The sequence below is a fragment of the Pseudomonas sp. AC255 genome (assembly GCF_979258175.1).
The window spans coordinates 4,750,919-4,768,255 of record NZ_OZ409841.1 but is presented as its reverse complement, the minus strand read 5'-3'; the positions used below and the strand labels follow the sequence as shown (position 1 = coordinate 4,768,255).

Here is a 17,337-nt window from a genome sequence, read left to right as displayed (position 1 = left end):
GGCGTCAGTGACTACGCAGGACCTGGGCAACGGTCGCTACGTTATGGGCGAGGTGCAGCGGATTGATCGTGCCGACAATAGCACTGGCGACACCTGGCTGAGTGAACAGCAACTCGAAGCTGGCGCGCACCGGATCGACTCCCGGACTCAGACAGACATGACCGCTGGCCAGGGCTTTTTTCACCAGAATGGCTTTGCCGTGGGCAGCAGCATAGTCAATGACCGCCTTTTCGTTTTGTTCGTTCAGATTGTAGGTGACCATCGCGCAGTCGCCTTGCTCCAGCGCTTTCAAGCCGCCTTCGACGGTTTTGCCGGAAAACCCGAAGCCGCGAATCTTGCCCTCGGCCTTCAGCGCCGCGAGGGTGGCGTAGACCTCTTCGTGCTCAAGGATGTCCATGTCGTTGCCGTCCGAGTGCACGAGGACCAGATCGATAAAATCCGTTTCCAGACGTTGCAGGCTGCGCTCGACCGACATTCGCGTGTGCGCGGCGCTGAAGTCGTGGCGCGACAGGCCATCGGCAAACTCCTCGCCGACCTTGCTGACGATCACCCAGTCCTGACGCTGGCCGCGCAGCAGCGGGCCGAGGCGTTCTTCGCTGCGACCATAGGCCGGTGCGGTGTCGATCAGGTTGATGCCCAGATCGCGCGCCTGGCGCAGCAGCATGCGCGCCTCGTCATCACCGGGAATCTGAAAGCCGTTGGGGTATTTCACCCCTTGATCGCGGCCGAGTTTGACCGTGCCCAGGCCCAGCGGCGAAACCGTCAGGCCGGTGCTACCCAGTGGGCGATGAAGTTCGTGCAGAGTGGCGATGCTCATGGCAGCAGTTGCTCCCACGCGGGTACACCGAGCGGTGGTTTCGGCAGCGGCGGCAGCGGATCAGTCGCCTGCGGCTGGATGCCGTCGCGTTGCAACGAAGCGATAACGCGGTCGGCGAAGTCTGGCGCCAGTGCCAGTTTGGTCGGCCAGCCGACGAGCAAGCGACCTTCCTCGGCGAGGAATGCGTTGTCCGGGCGGGTCAGGCCGGTTTGCAGCGGCTCCGCGCGGTCGACGCGCAGGGTGGCCCATTGCGTAGTGCTGAGGTCGATCCACGGCAGCAATTGGCCGATTTCCTTTTGCGCGGTGGCGATCTGTTCGGCCGGCTCGCGAGCCACGCCTTCGCTTTCGGCGATGTCGCCGCCCATGTACCAGACCCACTGGCCGTCAGCGGCCGGGTGCGTGGTCACGGTGATGCGCGGCTTGGTCCCGCCGCCCAGGCAGTGCGCGTACAACGGTTTCAAGCCGGGGCCTTTGGCGAGGATCATGTGCAGGGGGCGGCGCTGCATGGCCGGACGGCTCAGGCCCAGGGCTTCAAGCAGTTCGGCCGTGCCGGCGCCGGCGCTGAGGACGATGCGCTGAGCGCGGATCTCACGGCCATCGACTTTCAGGCCGACCAGCACGCCGGCTTCCAGCAACGGTTCGATGACCTGCCCGGCGAGCAGACCGTCACCGGCCAGCTCGGCCAGGCGCTGGATCAGGCTCGGGACATCCACTACCAGTTCGGCGAGGCGATAGACCTTGCCCTTGAAACGCTTGTCTTGCAGGGCCAGCGGCAGTTCATCGCCCTTGACCTGATCGACCCGGCCACGCACGGCTTTGCTGGCGAAGAAACTGGTGAGGTTGCCGGCCAAAGTGCCTGGCGACCACAGGTAATGGGCTTCGGACAGCAGGCGCACGCCGGACAGATCCAGCTCACCATTGCCGGCCAGCGCCTCGCGCCAGCGGCGCGGCATGTCGGCGATGGCTTCCGAGGCCCCGGTCAGCGCGCCGTGCAGCGCGTACTTGGCGCCGCCGTGGATGATGCCCTGTGACTTCACGCTCTGCCCGCCACCGAGGCTGGCGCTTTCCACCAGCACGGTCGAAAAACCCTGACCGCGCAGGCGCGCATTCAGCCAGAGGCCGGCGACACCAGCGCCGACAATCAGAACGTCGGTGGAAATAACGGATGGCATGCAACGACCTCAGTGCTCAAGACGAGGGCGCAGTATACAGACTCAGACATCGGCCTCCGATGTGAAAAAAGATCGCAGCCTTCGGCAGCTCCTACCTTGGAATGCGTTACCTGTAGGAGCTGCCGAAGGCTGCGATCTTTTTCTTCAATGCCCCGCGGTTTTCGAAAACAGCTGAATCACGACGACCCCTAGCACGATCAACGCCATCCCCAGCATCGCCGGTACGTCGAGTTTCTGCCCGTAGATGAACAGCGCCGCGACGCTGACCATGACAATGCCCATCCCCGCCCAGACGGCGTAGGCAACGCCCACCGGTACGGTGCGTACCACCAGCGTCAGCATCCAGAATGCAATCCCGTAGCCGACAATCACCAGAATCAGCGGCAGCGGTGTGCTGAAGCCCTTGACCGCTTTCATCGAAACGGTGGCGATCACTTCGGCGCAGATGGCGATGGCCAGATAGACGTAGGCGTTCATGGTTTGATCCTCAAATAAATCATTGCTTGCTGGAGTGACATTCTAGGGATTGCTCAGATGGGGTAAAGTCATTACCTATCTGTTCAGTAGATAGGTTGAAAAATCGTATGCAATGGAATCTCGAGCAGCTGCGGGTATTTGTCGACGTTGCAGAACAGCGTTCGTTCTCCGCCGTGGCGCGTCGACAACGCAAGGCGCAGTCGGCGATCAGCAGCGCTGTTGCGATGCTCGAAGAGGATTTGCGCGTGAGCCTGTTCGAGCGCAGCAGTGGCCGTCAGCCCCGTCTCACCGAGGCGGGCGAGGCGTTGCTGGAAGAAGCCCGCGAAGTATTGCGCCAGTGCGAGCGCCTCAACGGCCGCGCCATGGCCATGCTGCGCGGCCAGGAGGCGCAGTTGCGCGTGGCCCAGGACGAGGCGATGCCCTATCAGGCGCTGGTGGAAAGTTTCGGCGAACTGGCCGAGCAGTTTCCCAGCCTGGAAGTGCAACTGACCAGCGCCGCCCAAGGCGAAGTCGCGCGCAAACTGGTCGAACGTCGCGCCGACCTCGGCCTGCTGTTCTATCACGATGAAATCCCCGAAGCCCTTGAGCGCCGCGTACTGGGTCGAGTGGAAATGGTCACGGTCTGTGGCGTCAATCATCCGCTGGCGCAGCATTCCTATGTGACCTGCCAGCAACTGGCGCAGCACCGGCAATTGCTGATGTCGACGCAGACCAGCGTCTATCCCGGCAACGAGCCGGCCAGCCCACAGGTATGGCGCGCCGACAGTTTTTACGTAATGTCCGAATGGTTGGTGCGCGATCTCGGCTGGGCCTGGTTGCCGCGCCACGTTGTGCAGTACTCGGCGTATCAAGGCCAGATGATTGAGCTCGACAGCGAATGGACGCCGCCAGCGCTGGTGGTGGAACTGGTCTGGCGCCGCGACGAACCGCTCGGCCCGGCCGCGCGCTGGCTGGCGGAACGTTTTGCCGTGCACTTGCGGGCGATCGGCGACAAAAGCCGATAAACTCCGCCGCCATGAATAGAACTCTCTACACCGCGCTGTTTTACCTGGGGCTGCCATTGGTGGCGATTCGGCTATGGCTGCGTGCGCGCAAGGCGCCGGCGTATGCCAAACGGATTGGCGAACGTTTCACTTATCGCATGCCCACCCTGCAGCCCGGTGGCATCTGGGTGCACGCGGTGTCGGTCGGCGAAAGCATTGCCGCCGCGCCGATGATCCGCGCGCTGCTGGAACGCTATCCGACGCTGCCGATCACCGTGACCTGCATGACCCCGACCGGTTCGGAGCGGATTCAGGCACTGTTCGCCAACGAGGCGCGCATTCAACACTGCTATCTGCCGTATGACTTGCCTTGTGCGGCGGCGCGTTTTCTTGATCGCGTACAGCCCAGGCTTGCAGTGATCATGGAGACCGAGCTGTGGCCTAACCATATTCATCAATGTGCCAAGCGCGGGATTCCGGTGGCGTTGGCCAATGGGCGGTTGTCGCAGCGCTCCGCCAAAGGCTATGGCCGCTTCAGCAAACTCACTGCGCCGATGCTTGCCGAGATGAGCCTGTTGGCGGTGCAGACCGAAGCCGAGGCCCAGCGCTTCCGCGATCTCGGCGCGCGTTCGGAAACCGTTGAAGTCACTGGTTCGATCAAGTTCGACCTGACCATCGACCCGCAACTGTTGCAGCGTGCAGCCGAACTGCGTAGCCAGTGGCAGGCACAGGATCGTCCCGTGTGGATCGCCGCCAGCACTCACGAAGGCGAAGACGAAGTGGTGCTCGACGCCCATCGTCGTTTGCTGGGCAGGCATCCCGATGCGTTGCTGATTCTGGTGCCGCGTCATCCCGAGCGTTTCAATTCGGTGTTCGACTTGTGCCAGCGCGAAGGTTTCGCCACGGTACGTCGCTCGACCGGGGCCAATGTCGATGCGCAAACGAGCGTGCTGCTCGGCGACACCATGGGCGAGTTGCTGTTTCTCTATGCCCTGGCTGACAGCGCTTTTGTCGGCGGCAGTCTGATGCCGAACGGCGGGCACAACCTGCTTGAACCCGCCGCGCTGGCAAAACCGGTACTCAGCGGCCCGCACCTGTTCAACTTCCTCGACATCGCCGCGCAATTGCGCGAAGCCGGGGCATTGGCCGAAGTGGATGATGCCGAAGGCCTCGCAGTCGAGGTGCAGCGCTTGTTCGAACTGCCGCGTGATGCGCAGCGCATGGCGGAGGCCGGGCTGGCGGTGATGCGCCGTAATCAGGGCGCGTTGCAGCGGCTGCTGGATAGCTTGGGCAGATTGATCAAGTAAGCAAAAAGATCGCAGCCTTCGGCAGCTCCTACAGTTGGAATGCATTTCCCTGTAGGAGCTGCCGAAGGCTGCGATCTTTTGTTTTTAGCGCTTAAGGCCGGGCCTTGAGCTGCGCCTCAGCCGCCGACGCCAGATCCGGCGGCAGGAAGTCCTTGTCCGGGTTGTAATCGGCTTTCAGATAGCGCCGCAGATCTTCCAGATCACCCGGGTTCAGCGTCCCCGCCGCCTGCTTCAGGCGCAGGTTGTCGAGGATGTAGTCGTAGCGGGTGTTGTTGTAGTTGCGCACCGAGGTGTACAGCTGGCGCTGCGCGTCGAGCACGTCGACGATGTTGCGCGTGCCGACCTGATAACCGATTTCCGTGGCTTCCACCGCACTCTGGTTGGAGATGATCGACTGGCGGCGCGCCTGCACCTGCTCGACGTCGGTGTTTACCGCTCGGTGCAGATTGCGGGTGTTTTCCACCACTTGCCGGCGCAGCGATTCGCGCTGCTGTTCGCTCTGATCCAGTTGCGCATAGGACTGACGCACTTGCGAACTGGTCAGCCCGCCGCTGTAGATCGGGATGTTCAGTTGCAGGCCCAGCGTGCTCTGCTCGACGTTGCCGCCGTAGGGCGCGCCGAACGAGTTGGGGTTGGCGAAGCCGAGGGCGTCGTTGTCGCCTTTCTCGTATTTCGCCACGGCATCGAGGGTCGGCAAATGGCCGGCCTTGCGCTGCCTGAGCGTCTGCTCGGCGGAGCTGACCGCGTAGTTGCTGGCGAGCAGATTGAGGTTCTGCCGCGCCGCCGTGTCGACCCAGGATTTCGCATCGTTGGGCGAAGGCGGCAGAATCGGCAGCGTGTGGACGATGCCCTGAATCGAGTTGTACTGACGGTTGGTCAGGGTGATCAACGCCTGGAACGCATCATCGACCTGACGCTGGGCGACGATGCGGTTGGCTCGCGCGGTGTCGTAACTGGCTTGCGATTGCAGCACGTCGGTCTTGTCCGAAAGGCCGACATCGAAGCGCTCGTTGGACTGATCGAGCTGACGTTTGAACGCCGCTTCTTCAGCCTTGGTCGAGGCCAGATTGTCCTGGCTGCGCAGCACGTTGAAGTAGCTTTCGGCGCTCTGCAGGATCAGGTTCTGCTCGGTCGCCGAGAGCTGCAGCGCGGCCTGCTCGTTGACGTCCTTCGCCGCTTGATACTGGAACCAGCGATCGGCGCGGAACAGCGGCTGCGCCAGTGTCGCCTGATAGGAATGCGCGCTGCGGTTGGCGATGGCCGAAGGCTGGTCGATCGAGGTGCGCACGTCGGCGACTTCGGCGCCGCCGGACAGGTTCGGCAGCAGACCGGCGCGGGCCTGCGGCACCACTTCTTTCTGCGCGCCATACTGGGCGCGGGCCGCGGCGAGGTCGGCGTTGTTGTCGACCGCTTCCTGATAGACGCTGACCAGATCGGTTTTGGTCGACAAGGGTGCTTCCGCTGCCCAGGCCATTGTGTTGGACGCACAGGACACGGCAACAGCCAATGAAAGTTTGCGCAGCATGAGGCGATCCCTAGCATGAATATTATGGAAGTAATCCGGGCGCCAAAGGTAAGGCGCAGCCCGCACAGCGTCAAGGCTGGGCAGGCCAAGCGAGTGTAGTTGCGCATTGCTCCGGCAACAATCGGCCAGCCTGGGTATTTACGCCATTCATCATGGCGTTCGCTGCGGTGTTGGCGTTCCTCGGTGGTTGTGTCTAGACTGGCCGGGTTCTTGTCGGGGTGCCTTGCTATGAGGCTGAGATCGAATAATTTCGGATCCCGTTGAACCTGATCAGGTTAGCGCCTGCGTAGGGAACAAGATTTCTCGTCACCCGGCGAGTCCTCTTGTGCTTCGTCCGGGATATTGTTCGACAATCGAACGCTCATGACGAATGCACAGCACCGGTCCTGGTGCGTCCGTGCCTTTCAGGTTCTGCTCCGACAATCCACTGCTGGATGCTGTCTGGAGAGCCCGTGATGACAACAAAAGAAAAAACGCGATCAACCTGAGTGACTCGGCCAAGGTCGACGAGCAATCGGTCAAGCCGTTCACCCGTTCGCAAAAAATCTACGTTCAGGGCTCGCGCCCGGACATCCGCGTGCCGATGCGCGAAATCAGCCTCGATGTAACCCCGACCGATTTCGGCGGCGAGATCAATGCGCCGGTCACGGTCTACGACACTTCCGGCCCGTACACCGATCCGAACGTGGTCATCGATGTGCGCAAAGGCCTTGGCGATGTGCGTTCAGCGTGGATCGATGACCGTGGCGATACCGAGCGCCTGCCGGGCCTGAGCTCGAACTTCGGCCAGCAGCGTCTGGCCGATGCCGAGCTGACCAAACTGCGCTTCGCCCACGTCAACAACCCGCGCCGCGCCAAGGCCGGGGCCAACGTCAGCCAGATGCACTACGCGCGCAAAGGCATCATCACCGCCGAGATGGAATACGTTGCCATCCGCGAAAACATGAAACTGCAAGAAGCCCGTGCGGCCGGTTTGCTCAAGCAGCAACATGCCGGCCACAGCTTCGGCGCAAGCATTCCGCAAGAAATCACCCCTGAATTCGTCCGCGAAGAAATCGCCCGTGGCCGCGCGATCATTCCCGCCAACATCAACCACGTCGAACTGGAACCGATGATCATCGGCCGTAACTTCCTGGTGAAGATCAACGGCAACATCGGCAACAGCGCCCTGGGTTCTTCGATCGAAGAAGAAGTGGCGAAACTGACCTGGGGAATTCGCTGGGGCTCGGACACGGTGATGGACCTGTCCACCGGCAAACACATTCACGAAACCCGCGAGTGGATCATCCGCAACTCGCCGGTGCCGATCGGTACCGTGCCGATCTATCAGGCGCTGGAAAAGGTCAACGGCGTCGCTGAAGACCTGACCTGGGAGCTGTTCCGCGACACGTTGATCGAACAGGCCGAGCAGGGCGTCGACTACTTCACCATTCACGCCGGCGTGCTCCTGCGCTACGTGCCGCTGACCGCCAAGCGCGTCACCGGCATCGTCTCCCGTGGCGGTTCGATCATGGCCAAGTGGTGCCTGGCGCACCACAAAGAGAACTTCCTCTACACCCACTTCGACGAAATCTGCGAAATCATGAAGGCCTACGACGTCAGCTTCTCGCTGGGCGATGGCCTGCGTCCGGGCTCGATTGCCGACGCCAACGACGAAGCGCAATTCGGCGAACTGGAAACCCTCGGCGAGCTGACCAAGATCGCCTGGAAACACGACGTGCAATGCATGATCGAAGGCCCGGGCCACGTGCCGATGCAATTGATCAAAGAGAACATGGACAAGCAGCTCGAATGCTGCGACGAGGCGCCGTTCTACACCCTCGGCCCGCTGACTACCGACATTGCGCCGGGCTATGACCACATCACCTCGGGTATCGGCGCGGCGATGATCGGCTGGTTCGGTTGCGCGATGCTCTGCTACGTGACGCCGAAGGAGCACTTGGGCCTGCCGAACAAGGATGACGTGAAGACCGGGATCATCACTTACAAGATCGCCGCCCACGCAGCGGACCTGGCCAAGGGACACCCGGGCGCGCAGATTCGTGATAACGCACTGAGCAAGGCGCGTTTCGAATTCCGCTGGGAAGACCAGTTCAACCTCGGCCTGGATCCGGACACCGCGCGCTCCTATCACGACGAAACCCTGCCGAAGGACTCGGCCAAGGTCGCGCACTTCTGCTCGATGTGCGGGCCGAAATTCTGCTCGATGAAGATCACCCAGGAAGTCCGTGAATACGCGGCCAACCAACGCATCGATGCGGTCGATGTGGACGTCGCCAAAGGACTCGCGGAACAGGCCGAGCGGTTCAAGAAGGAAGGCAGTCAGCTGTACAAGAAAGTTTGACCCCGTACTGATCGTTCCCGCGCTCCGCGTGGGAATGCAGCCCGTGACGCTCCGCGTCACTGGACGCGGAGCGTCCCGAGAGGCATTCCCACGCAGAGCGTGGGAACGATCACAACAAATGTCCCTTTGAGATAACACCCTTGAGCATTCAACCCGGCACTTATTCCCCCGATCTCGCCGTCCCCGCTGCAAAGCGTGTGTTCGGCGGGCGCGATCTGTTTTCCCTGTGGTTCTCCCTCGGCATCGGCCTGATGGTTTTGCAGACCGGCGCATTGCTCGCGCCGGGTCTGGGTCTGTCCGGTTCTTTGCTGGCGATCTTCCTTGGCACGCTGGTGGGCGTGCTGTTGCTGGCTGCAGTCGGCGTGATCGGCAGCGACACCGGCCTGTCATCGATGGCGGCGCTGAAGCTCAGCCTCGGCAGCAAAGGCGCGAGCCTGCCGGCGCTGCTCAATCTGCTGCAACTGATCGGCTGGGGCTCGTTCGAAATCATCGTCATGCGCGACGCCGCCAGTCTGCTCGGCAGCCGCGCCTTCAGCGAAGGTTCGCTGTGGGCCAATCCGATTCTGTGGACGCTGTTCTTCGGTGCGCTGGCGACCTTGCTCGCGGTGAGCGGGCCGTTGACGTTCGTGCGGCAGATTCTGCGCAAGTGGGGCATCTGGCTGTTGCTCGCCGCGTGCCTGTGGCTGACCTGGAACCTGTTCGCCAAAACCGACCTCGCGGCGCTGTGGGTGCGCGCCGGTGACGGTTCGATGCCGTTCGCCGTGGGCTTCGACATTGCCATCGCCATGCCGCTGTCATGGCTGCCGCTGATTGCCGACTACTCGCGTTTCGGCAAGCGTGCGAAGAATGTTTTCGGTGGCACGGCTGTCGGTTTTTTCATCGGTAATTTCTGGCTGATGAGCCTTGGCGTGGCCTACACCCTGGCGTTCGCGCCGAGCGGTGAAGTCAATGCGTTGCTGCTGGCCTTGGCTGGCGCCGGCCTGGGCATTCCGCTGTTGCTGATTCTGCTCGACGAGTCGGAAAACGCTTTTGCCGATATTCATTCGGCGGCGGTATCGAGCGGGATTCTGTTGCGTCTGAAAGTCGAGCATCTGGCCTTGGCCATCGGCGTGATCTGCACGCTGATCGCACTGCTGGCGCCGTTGGCGCAGTACCAGAATTTCCTGCTGTTGATCGGCTCGGTGTTTGCGCCGTTGTTCGGCGTGGTGCTGGTGGATCACTTCATTCTGCGCAAACGCAGTGCTCAGGTCGCGTCAGCCGCATTGCGCTGGCCGGCGTTGCTGGCGTGGCTGGGTGGTGTGAGCACCTACCACTTGCTGGCGAATCTGTATCCGGATGTCGGCGCAACCCTGCCGGCGCTGGTGCTGGCAGGGCTGTTGCAGTTAGTGCTGGGCCGGGCCTTCAGTTACGGCCGGGAAACAGCTCAGGCTTGAGAATGCCGTTCAGGCGCGGGTAAGGAATCTTCAGTTCGACGTGGCCCAGCGCATAAGGCGCGATGGTAGTCACGTCGTACTTGAGGATCACGCCACCATAGGTCAGCGCCACGTGCGGGGTTTTCACGAACGGCCAGTTCGCGACGAATTCCGCCTCCTGATCGAGCTTGGTACTGATCAGCCAACTGTTGTGCGCCACTTGCGCGGCTTTCCAGAACGCCTCTTCCTGCCCCGGCAGCAACATGTCGGACAGGTTCAGCACCTTGTGCTGCTGGCGCGAATAGTTGATGAAACCGCGACCCGGCGTGCCGTGGGCGCCGCCGGTGTCGAGGTAGCTCGACAGCTCGATGATCACCAGTCCGTCATGCTGCTCGCGTACTTTCGCTTGCAGATAGCTGCTGTTGCGCGGGCCGGCGCTGGCGAGGAACTGCTCGCGGTAGGCGGCCAGGGTTGGCGCTACCGGCGCGTTCTTCTCGGTGCGGGTCATTTGCAGCAGACGTTTTTCGATGATGCCATCCAGCGCCGGTTCGTCCGGGAAGCGCAGGGTGTCGATGTTCACCAGCGGGCAATCGGGGTTGGAACAGCCGGGTTTGAGTTGTTCCGAGGCGTCGCGGGTGGTTTCCAGCGGCGTGCGATAGTTGGGCTGGAACAGGCTGGCACAAGCGCCCAGAGTCAGGGCAATAGCGGCCACAGAGGCAATTTTGAAAAGCGACATGGGCGTCCTTTCGAAAGCAGGGGAAGGCGAAAAAGTTACCGCTTCGACTCTCAACGAAGCAGTCAGTTCGCCACTAAGCTGATTAGAGTGTGTTTCACCGTCACCGTCCATCCCGCTGACGGTAAAGGGGCTGCATCAAACGGTGCGGGCGCGTTAGGATGGCGCGAAGTCGAGGTTGCCGGTTGTACACAGCAACCTCGTAATGGATGTGCAGTAAAGAGGAAGATTATGACTGACTTTGCCAACGCCATTCCGACCGCCGTGGATATCGTGCGGCGCGAAAAATGCTACGAGGGCTTTTACAAGCTTGACCGTGTGCACCTGCGCCATGAGCTGTTCGCCGGTGGCATGAGCCGCGAGATCAATCGTGAAATCTTCGTGCGCCACGATGCCGTGTGCGTCCTGCCTTACGATCCGCAGCGCGATGAAGTGGTGTTGATCGAGCAGTTTCGTGTCGGCGCCATGGGCAAGGCCGACAACCCGTGGCTGGTCGAACTGGTCGCCGGTCTGATCGACAAGGATGAGCAACCGGAAGAAGTTGCTCACCGCGAGGCGCAGGAGGAAGCTGGACTGGACATCAAGGCGTTGTGGCCGATGACCAAGTATTTCCCCTCGCCGGGTGGCAGCAACGAATTCGTGCATTTGTATCTGGGGCGTTGCAGCACCGACGGTGTCGGCGGGCTGCACGGGCTGGAAGAAGAGGCCGAAGACATTCGCGTAACGGTCTGGGCATTTGAAGATGCCTTGCAGGCCGTGCGTGACGGACGGATTGCCAACGCGGCGAGCATCATCGCCTTGCAGTGGCTGGCGCTCAACCGCGCCGAAGTGAGGGGGCTATGGTCGTAAACAAGCTGCGCGATCGTTATCGGGTTGACCTCGTGGGGCTGCAAGCCGCCTGCGAGGCCAACTACGCGCGCCTGATGCGACTGCTGCCGGACATGCGCAACGAACCCGAAGCGCGGCGTATCGCCGTGACCCAGGGCGAGCAGATGCTTGGCGTGCTCGCTCTCGAGGTGTTGCAGACCTGCCCGTACACCACGACCTTGCAGGTGCGCCAGGAGCACAGTCTGCCGTGGTTGCCGGTGCCGCAACTGGAAGTGCAGGTCTACCACGACGCGCGCATGGCCGAAGTGGTCAGCGCCGAGCATGCACGACGCTTTCGCGGCATCTATCCTTATCCGAACGCCGCCATGCACCAGCCCGATGAAAAGGCCCAGCTCAATGTGTTTCTGGGCGAATGGCTGAGTCATTGCCTGGCGTTGGGGCACGAGTACGAAGTCGTTCGCTAGTTGTGAACTGCGTCCGCTTCGGCGGTTTCCCCTTTGTGTCATCCCCCAGCATAATTGCCGCACCCATCCATTGCGTGCTTAGCCCCGGGAGAGCGCCTTGCCCAGCGTATCGACATTGACCAGCGCCGACCCGGCGCTGCTGGTGCAGTTGTCCGACAGCCACCTGTTCGCCGAGGCGGACGGCACGCTGCTGGGCATGAAGACCCGCGAGAGCCTGCAACAGGTCATCGACCTGGTGTTGGCGCAACAGGCGCAGATCGACCTGGTGCTGGCCACCGGAGATATTTCCCAGGACGGCACGCTGCAGTCGTATCAGGCATTCCGCCAACTGAGCGCGCAGATCAGTGCACCCGCGCGCTGGATTCCCGGCAATCACGACGAGCCGATGGTCATGGCCGAGGCGGCGGTGCAAAGCACGCTCCTGGAGCCGGTGGTCGATATTGGCAATTGGCGGGTGACGATGCTGGACTCGGCGGTGCCGGGTTCGGTGCCGGGCTATCTGCAGGATGATCAATTGCAACTGCTCGCGCGCGCGCTGAGCGAAGCGCCGGAGCGCCATCATTTGGTGTGCCTGCATCATCATCCGGTGCCGATCGGCTGCGCATGGATGGAGCCGATCGGCCTGCGCAACCCGGAAGCGTTCTTCGAAGTGCTGGATCGCTTCCCGCAGGTTCGCGCGGTGTTGTGGGGGCATGTGCATCAGCAAATCGATCGCGAGCGCAATGGCGTGCGCTTGATGGCCTCGCCTTCGACGTGTATCCAGTTCGAGCCCGGGAGTGCGGATTTCAAAGTGGGCGAGCAGGCGCCGGGGTATCGCTGGCTGCGGTTGTTGCCGGACGGGAAATTGGAAACGGGCGTCGAAAGAGTCACCGACTTCGAGTTCACAGTCGATTACGGCTCCAACGGTTACTGAACTGACAATCAAAGACCCTCACCCCAGCCCTCTCCCAGAGGGAGAGGGGGCCGACCGCGGTGTCTTTGGCTGTGCATCGACCTGAAACAGCGATATCGATTATGGATTCGCAGCAAAACGTTCAGGTCGGTGTAGCTCTCGAATATCCCCCAGTCGGTTCCCTCTCCCTCCGGGAGAGGGTTAGGGTGAGGGCAGCTTGTGCTGTCACACCAATTTATTGAACCCACCCCCAATCCCGGTCCTTCTCCCTGTAAACTCCGCTATCTTTCGCCGACAGCCAGGGAGCTCAAATGTCCGGTTCGATCCTCTATATCCACGGTTTCAACAGCGCGCCGGCCTCGAAGAAGGCCTGTCAGCTGGTCGCGGTCATGGAGCGGCTGGGTTTGAGCGGGCAATTGCGCGTGCCGGCGCTGCATCACCATCCGCGTGAAGCCATCGGTCAGCTCGAGCAGGCAATCGCCGAGCTGGGCCGGCCGTTGCTGGTGGGAAGTTCGCTCGGCGGCTACTATGCGACTCACCTGGCCGAGCGCCATGGCCTGAAAGCCCTGCTGGTCAACCCGGCGGTCAGCCCGCACCGGATGTTCGATGGTTATCTGGGCACGCAGAAGAACCTCTACACCGATGAAACCTGGGAACTGACCCACGACCACGTCACGGCGCTGGCCGAACTGGAAGTGCCACCACCGCAGGATCCGCAGCGTTATCAGGTCTGGTTGCAAACCGGCGACGAAACGCTGGATTATCGCCTCGCCCAACAGTATTACCGCGCCTGTGCCTTGCGCATCCAGGCGGGCGGCGACCACAGTTTCCAGGGCTTTGCCGGGCAATTGCCGGCGTTGCTGAGTTTTGCCGGCATGGCTGCCGATATGTATCAGGCAATCGATTTCACCACGCTGTGAAGTCTTGCCCCTCTTTCATGAATGACTGACGACGAGACCTTATGGCCACTCCCAGCGCTAGTTCTTATAACGCCGACGCCATCGAAGTCCTCTCGGGCCTCGACCCGGTGCGCAAACGCCCCGGCATGTACACCGACACCAGTCGGCCGAACCACCTCGCCCAGGAAGTCATCGACAACAGCGTCGACGAAGCCCTGGCCGGCCACGCCAAATCGGTGCAGGTCATCCTGCACGCCGACCATTCGCTGGAAGTCAGCGACGACGGCCGTGGCATGCCGGTCGACATTCACCCGGAAGAGGGTGTGTCCGGCGTCGAACTGATCCTCACCAAGCTGCATGCGGGCGGCAAGTTCTCCAACAAGAACTACCAGTTCTCCGGCGGCTTGCACGGTGTGGGTATTTCCGTGGTCAACGCGCTGTCGACCGAAGTGCGCGTACGGGTCAAACGTGACGGCAACGAATACCAGATGACCTTCAAGGACGGCTTCAAGGCCTCCGAGCTGGAAATCGTCGGCACCGTCGGCAAGCGCAACACCGGCACCAGCGTGTACTTCGCGCCGGACCCGAAATACTTCGACTCACCGAAATTCTCCATCAGCCGCCTCAAGCATGTGCTCAAGGCCAAGGCTGTGTTGTGCCCGGGCTTGCTGGTCAGCTTCGAAGACAAAGGCACCGGCGAGAAAGTCGAGTGGCATTACGAAGACGGCCTGCGCTCCTACCTGGTCGATGCGGTCAGCGAATTCGAACGTCTGCCCAACGAGCCGTTCTGCGGCGCTTTCGCCGGTAATAAAGAAGCGGTCGACTGGGCACTGTTGTGGCTGCCGGAAGGTGGCGACGCGGTGCAGGAAAGCTACGTCAACCTGATCCCGACCGCCCAGGGCGGTACGCACGTCAACGGTCTGCGTCAGGGCCTGCTCGATGCGATGCGCGAGTTCTGCGAGTTCCGCAGCCTGCTGCCGCGCGGCGTGAAGCTGGCGCCGGAAGACGTCTGGGAGCGCATCGCTTTTGTCTTGTCGATGAAGATGCAGGAACCGCAATTCTCCGGCCAGACCAAAGAGCGTCTGTCTTCCCGTGAAGCAGCGGCGTTCGTCTCCGGTGTGGTTAAAGACGCTTTCAGCCTGTGGCTCAACGCCAACCCGGAAACCGGTCTGGCCCTGGCCGAATTGGCGATCAACAACGCCGGCCGCCGTCTCAAGGCGAGCAAGAAAGTCGAGCGCAAACGCGTCACTCAAGGCCCGGCATTGCCCGGCAAACTGGCTGACTGCGCCGGGCAGGACCCGATGCGTTCCGAGCTGTTCCTGGTCGAGGGTGACTCCGCCGGCGGTTCGGCCAAGCAAGCGCGGGACAAGGAGTTCCAGGCGATCCTGCCGTTGCGCGGCAAGATCCTCAACACCTGGGAAGTCGACGGCAGCGAAGTGCTCGCCAGCCAGGAAGTGCATAACATCGCCGTGGCCATCGGCGTCGATCCGGGCGCGGCGGACATGAGCCAGCTGCGCTACGGCAAGATCTGCATCCTCGCCGACGCCGACTCCGACGGTCTGCACATTGCGACTTTGCTGTGTGCGCTGTTCGTCCAGCATTTCCGCCCGTTGGTGGATGCCGGTCACGTCTACGTGGCGATGCCGCCGCTGTACCGCATCGACCTCGGCAAAGAGATCTACTACGCCCTCGACGAAGCCGAGCGCGACGGCATTCTCGATCGCCTGGTGGCCGAAAAGAAACGCGGCAAGCCGCAGGTCACCCGATTCAAAGGTCTGGGTGAAATGAACCCGCCGCAGTTGCGTGAAACCACCATGGACCCGAACACCCGGCGTCTGGTGCAGTTGACGCTGGGCGAAGACTTCGCCGAAACCTCGGAAATGATGGATATGCTGCTGGCGAAGAAACGCGCCGGTGACCGCAAGACCTGGCTCGAATCCAAAGGCAACCTCGCCGAGGTGCTGGCCTGATGCAGTTTGGCTGGGCCTTGGCGGGTGCGTTGCTGCTGAGTGCGCTGAGCGTGTCGGCCGAGCCGCTGCAACAATTGCGGCTGCTTTCCGAACACCCGGTCGAAGGCATGCGCGGCGGTAACCTGTCGGGTCTGGCCATGTGCGGCAATGAGCTGTGGACGGTTTCCGATCGCGATGACGAGCAGATCTATCGGCTCGATACCCGCGATCCGGTCTGGCAGGCGCAAACCGTGCACATCGACGTGCCGCCCGTGCCCGAGAGCGGCTTGCCGTGGGGCTTGAGCTCGCGCACTTGGGCGGCGTCGTTCATTCGCGGGGGCGAACTGGATTTCGAAGGCATCAGTTGCGACAGCGCTGGCAATCGCTACATCGTCAGCGAAGCCCATGCGGCGGTGTTGCAGGTGCCGGTCAGTGGCCCGGCGAACTGGCTGAAAATCTCGCCGCTGCTGGTTCGCGAAGCGCGGGCGAGCGGCCTGCTGCTCAAGTTCAATTCGATCTTCGAAGGCCTGGCGATCAACCCGGCCGGTGATCAGATATGGCTGGCCGCCGAACGGCAAAAGCGCGGCCTGCTGCTGATCAAGCGCCAGCAGACGGTGTGGGATTGTGACGGTCGCTGCGTGCTGCTCAGTGAGGGCGGCAAGGAGATGCAGCCGCCACAGTTTCCCAAGGCGAAAGCGGTTCATCGCGACTTTTCCGACATTTCCTTGTTCAACGGCAAGCTGTTTACCCTGGAACGCAACGCTTTCGAGATCTGCCGTCGCGATGCACAGACGGCCAAGGTCGAGCAATGCTGGTCGTATGCTGGCGAACTGTTGCAGGAAAATCGCCGTTACTCTCAGAACTACGGACTGGAAGAAGCGCTGATCATTGATGCCGAAGGTGCGTGGATCGGCGTCGACAACAATTTTGGCCCACGTGCCGACGGCGAAGTCCGCCCGGTGGTCTGGCGCTTCGCCGCGCCGGACGGTGGCTGGAGTGCCAGGCCATGAGCCAGCAACCGCCGGGCAAGCGTGCCGGTCGGGTGCTAATGGTCCTCGCCTGGTGCGCGGCACTGTTTCTCGCGACGAAATTTTTTGGGCAGTGGGAGCAGCGCCAGCAGAATCCGAACATCGTGGTCACGTCGGAGCAGGGCGAAGGTTTTATCGAAGTGAAACTGGCGAGCAATGCCCAAGGGCATTTTGTCGCCAGCGGCCAGATCAACGGCGAGCCGGTGGAGTTCATGCTCGACACCGGCGCGACCGATGTCGCGATCCCGGCGGATCTGGCCAAGCGTTTGAAGCTGCAAGAAGGTTTCGGCGTGACCCTGAGCACGGCCAATGGCCTGAGCCAGGGCTATCGAACGAAGATTGCCCGCCTGCAACTGGGCGACATCGTGCTGCGGGATGTCCGTGCACTGGTGGCGCCGGGGCTGCATGGCGACCAGGTGCTGCTCGGCATGAGCGCCCTGAACAAACTTGAATTTACCCAGCGCGGTGGCACCATGCTGCTGCGCCAGACAACGAACCGATGAGGCC

General features: G+C 62.0%; 16 protein-coding genes and 1 riboswitch. Of the genes, 11 read left to right on the top strand and 5 right to left on the bottom strand.

What is annotated here, in order from left to right:
• Positions 1 to 4: 4 nt before the first annotated feature.
• The 3 genes from ACZZ0K_RS21540 to ACZZ0K_RS21530 form a co-directional block, all read right to left on the bottom strand.
• Positions 5 to 817, bottom strand: a complete 813-nt coding sequence (locus ACZZ0K_RS21540) for an aldo/keto reductase (RefSeq protein WP_258707508.1) — start codon at positions 815 to 817, stop codon at positions 5 to 7.
• Positions 814 to 1,989, bottom strand: coding sequence for an NAD(P)/FAD-dependent oxidoreductase (locus tag ACZZ0K_RS21535; RefSeq protein ID WP_252868689.1), 1,176 nt, complete (start codon positions 1,987 to 1,989; stop codon positions 814 to 816). The genes ACZZ0K_RS21540 and ACZZ0K_RS21535 overlap by 4 nt, the downstream gene beginning before the upstream one ends.
• A 144-nt stretch (positions 1,990 to 2,133) precedes the next feature.
• The gene (locus ACZZ0K_RS21530; RefSeq protein WP_016771980.1) at positions 2,134 to 2,466 is read right to left on the bottom strand and encodes a DMT family transporter; all 333 of its coding nucleotides are present in this window, start codon (positions 2,464 to 2,466) and stop codon (positions 2,134 to 2,136) included.
• 107 nt (positions 2,467 to 2,573) lie between these two features.
• On the opposite strand from ACZZ0K_RS21530, the gene ACZZ0K_RS21525 reads away from it, so the two are divergent.
• Both ACZZ0K_RS21525 and waaA read left to right on the top strand, forming a co-directional pair.
• Entirely contained in the window at positions 2,574 to 3,470 is an 897-nt protein-coding gene (locus tag ACZZ0K_RS21525) for a LysR family transcriptional regulator (RefSeq protein WP_056787818.1), read from the top strand.
• Positions 3,471 to 3,481: 11 nt separating this feature from the next.
• The gene (waaA, locus tag ACZZ0K_RS21520; protein WP_258707509.1) at positions 3,482 to 4,756 is read left to right on the top strand and encodes a lipid IV(A) 3-deoxy-D-manno-octulosonic acid transferase; all 1,275 of its coding nucleotides are present in this window, start codon (positions 3,482 to 3,484) and stop codon (positions 4,754 to 4,756) included.
• A 91-nt stretch (positions 4,757 to 4,847) separates the two neighbouring features.
• Here the strand turns inward: waaA and ACZZ0K_RS21515 are convergent, their stop codons facing one another.
• Positions 4,848 to 6,281 carry a TolC family outer membrane protein gene (locus tag ACZZ0K_RS21515; RefSeq protein ID WP_041477642.1) on the bottom strand — a complete coding sequence of 478 codons (1,434 nt, stop codon included), beginning with the start codon at positions 6,279 to 6,281 and terminating at the stop codon, positions 4,848 to 4,850.
• 204 nt (positions 6,282 to 6,485) lie between these two features.
• Positions 6,486 to 6,591: riboswitch (TPP riboswitch) on the top strand.
• A 168-nt stretch (positions 6,592 to 6,759) separates the two neighbouring features.
• Between ACZZ0K_RS21515 and thiC the strand changes: the two genes are divergently transcribed.
• Positions 6,760 to 8,625, top strand: coding sequence for a phosphomethylpyrimidine synthase ThiC (gene thiC, locus ACZZ0K_RS21510; RefSeq protein WP_463559802.1), 1,866 nt, complete (start codon positions 6,760 to 6,762; stop codon positions 8,623 to 8,625).
• 140 nt (positions 8,626 to 8,765) lie between these two features.
• The gene (cytX, locus tag ACZZ0K_RS21505) at positions 8,766 to 10,058 is read left to right on the top strand and encodes a putative hydroxymethylpyrimidine transporter CytX (protein ID WP_258707510.1); all 1,293 of its coding nucleotides are present in this window, start codon (positions 8,766 to 8,768) and stop codon (positions 10,056 to 10,058) included.
• On the opposite strand, the gene ACZZ0K_RS21500 is transcribed toward cytX, so the two are convergent.
• Entirely contained in the window at positions 10,027 to 10,773 is a 747-nt protein-coding gene (locus tag ACZZ0K_RS21500) for an RsiV family protein (protein WP_016771974.1), read from the bottom strand. The two genes, cytX and ACZZ0K_RS21500, sit on opposite strands and share 32 nt — an antisense overlap.
• Positions 10,774 to 11,001: 228 nt before the next feature.
• Between ACZZ0K_RS21500 and ACZZ0K_RS21495 the strand changes: the two genes are divergently transcribed.
• The 7 genes from ACZZ0K_RS21495 (at position 11,002) to ACZZ0K_RS21465 (ending at position 17,333) form a co-directional block, all read left to right on the top strand.
• The gene (locus tag ACZZ0K_RS21495) at positions 11,002 to 11,619 is read left to right on the top strand and encodes an NUDIX domain-containing protein (protein WP_024011344.1); all 618 of its coding nucleotides are present in this window, start codon (positions 11,002 to 11,004) and stop codon (positions 11,617 to 11,619) included.
• Entirely contained in the window at positions 11,610 to 12,062 is a 453-nt protein-coding gene (locus ACZZ0K_RS21490; protein ID WP_016771972.1) for a DUF1249 domain-containing protein, read from the top strand. Before ACZZ0K_RS21495 ends, ACZZ0K_RS21490 begins: the two co-directional genes overlap by 10 nt.
• A 97-nt stretch (positions 12,063 to 12,159) precedes the next feature.
• The gene (gene cpdA / locus ACZZ0K_RS21485; RefSeq protein WP_258707511.1) at positions 12,160 to 12,975 is read left to right on the top strand and encodes a 3',5'-cyclic-AMP phosphodiesterase; all 816 of its coding nucleotides are present in this window, start codon (positions 12,160 to 12,162) and stop codon (positions 12,973 to 12,975) included.
• Positions 12,976 to 13,265: 290 nt separating this feature from the next.
• Positions 13,266 to 13,874 (top strand): YqiA/YcfP family alpha/beta fold hydrolase, encoded by a 609-nt coding sequence (locus tag ACZZ0K_RS21480; RefSeq protein WP_071174223.1) that lies wholly within the window; start codon positions 13,266 to 13,268, stop codon positions 13,872 to 13,874.
• A 41-nt stretch (positions 13,875 to 13,915) separates the two neighbouring features.
• Positions 13,916 to 15,823, top strand: a complete 1,908-nt coding sequence (gene parE, locus ACZZ0K_RS21475; RefSeq protein ID WP_095180975.1) for a DNA topoisomerase IV subunit B — start codon at positions 13,916 to 13,918, stop codon at positions 15,821 to 15,823.
• Entirely contained in the window at positions 15,823 to 16,812 is a 990-nt protein-coding gene (locus tag ACZZ0K_RS21470; protein WP_095180974.1) for an esterase-like activity of phytase family protein, read from the top strand. The genes parE and ACZZ0K_RS21470 overlap by 1 nt, the downstream gene beginning before the upstream one ends.
• The gene (locus ACZZ0K_RS21465; protein WP_150741673.1) at positions 16,809 to 17,333 is read left to right on the top strand and encodes a retropepsin-like aspartic protease family protein; all 525 of its coding nucleotides are present in this window, start codon (positions 16,809 to 16,811) and stop codon (positions 17,331 to 17,333) included. Before ACZZ0K_RS21470 ends, ACZZ0K_RS21465 begins: the two co-directional genes overlap by 4 nt.
• The last annotated feature ends 4 nt before the right edge of the window (positions 17,334 to 17,337 follow it).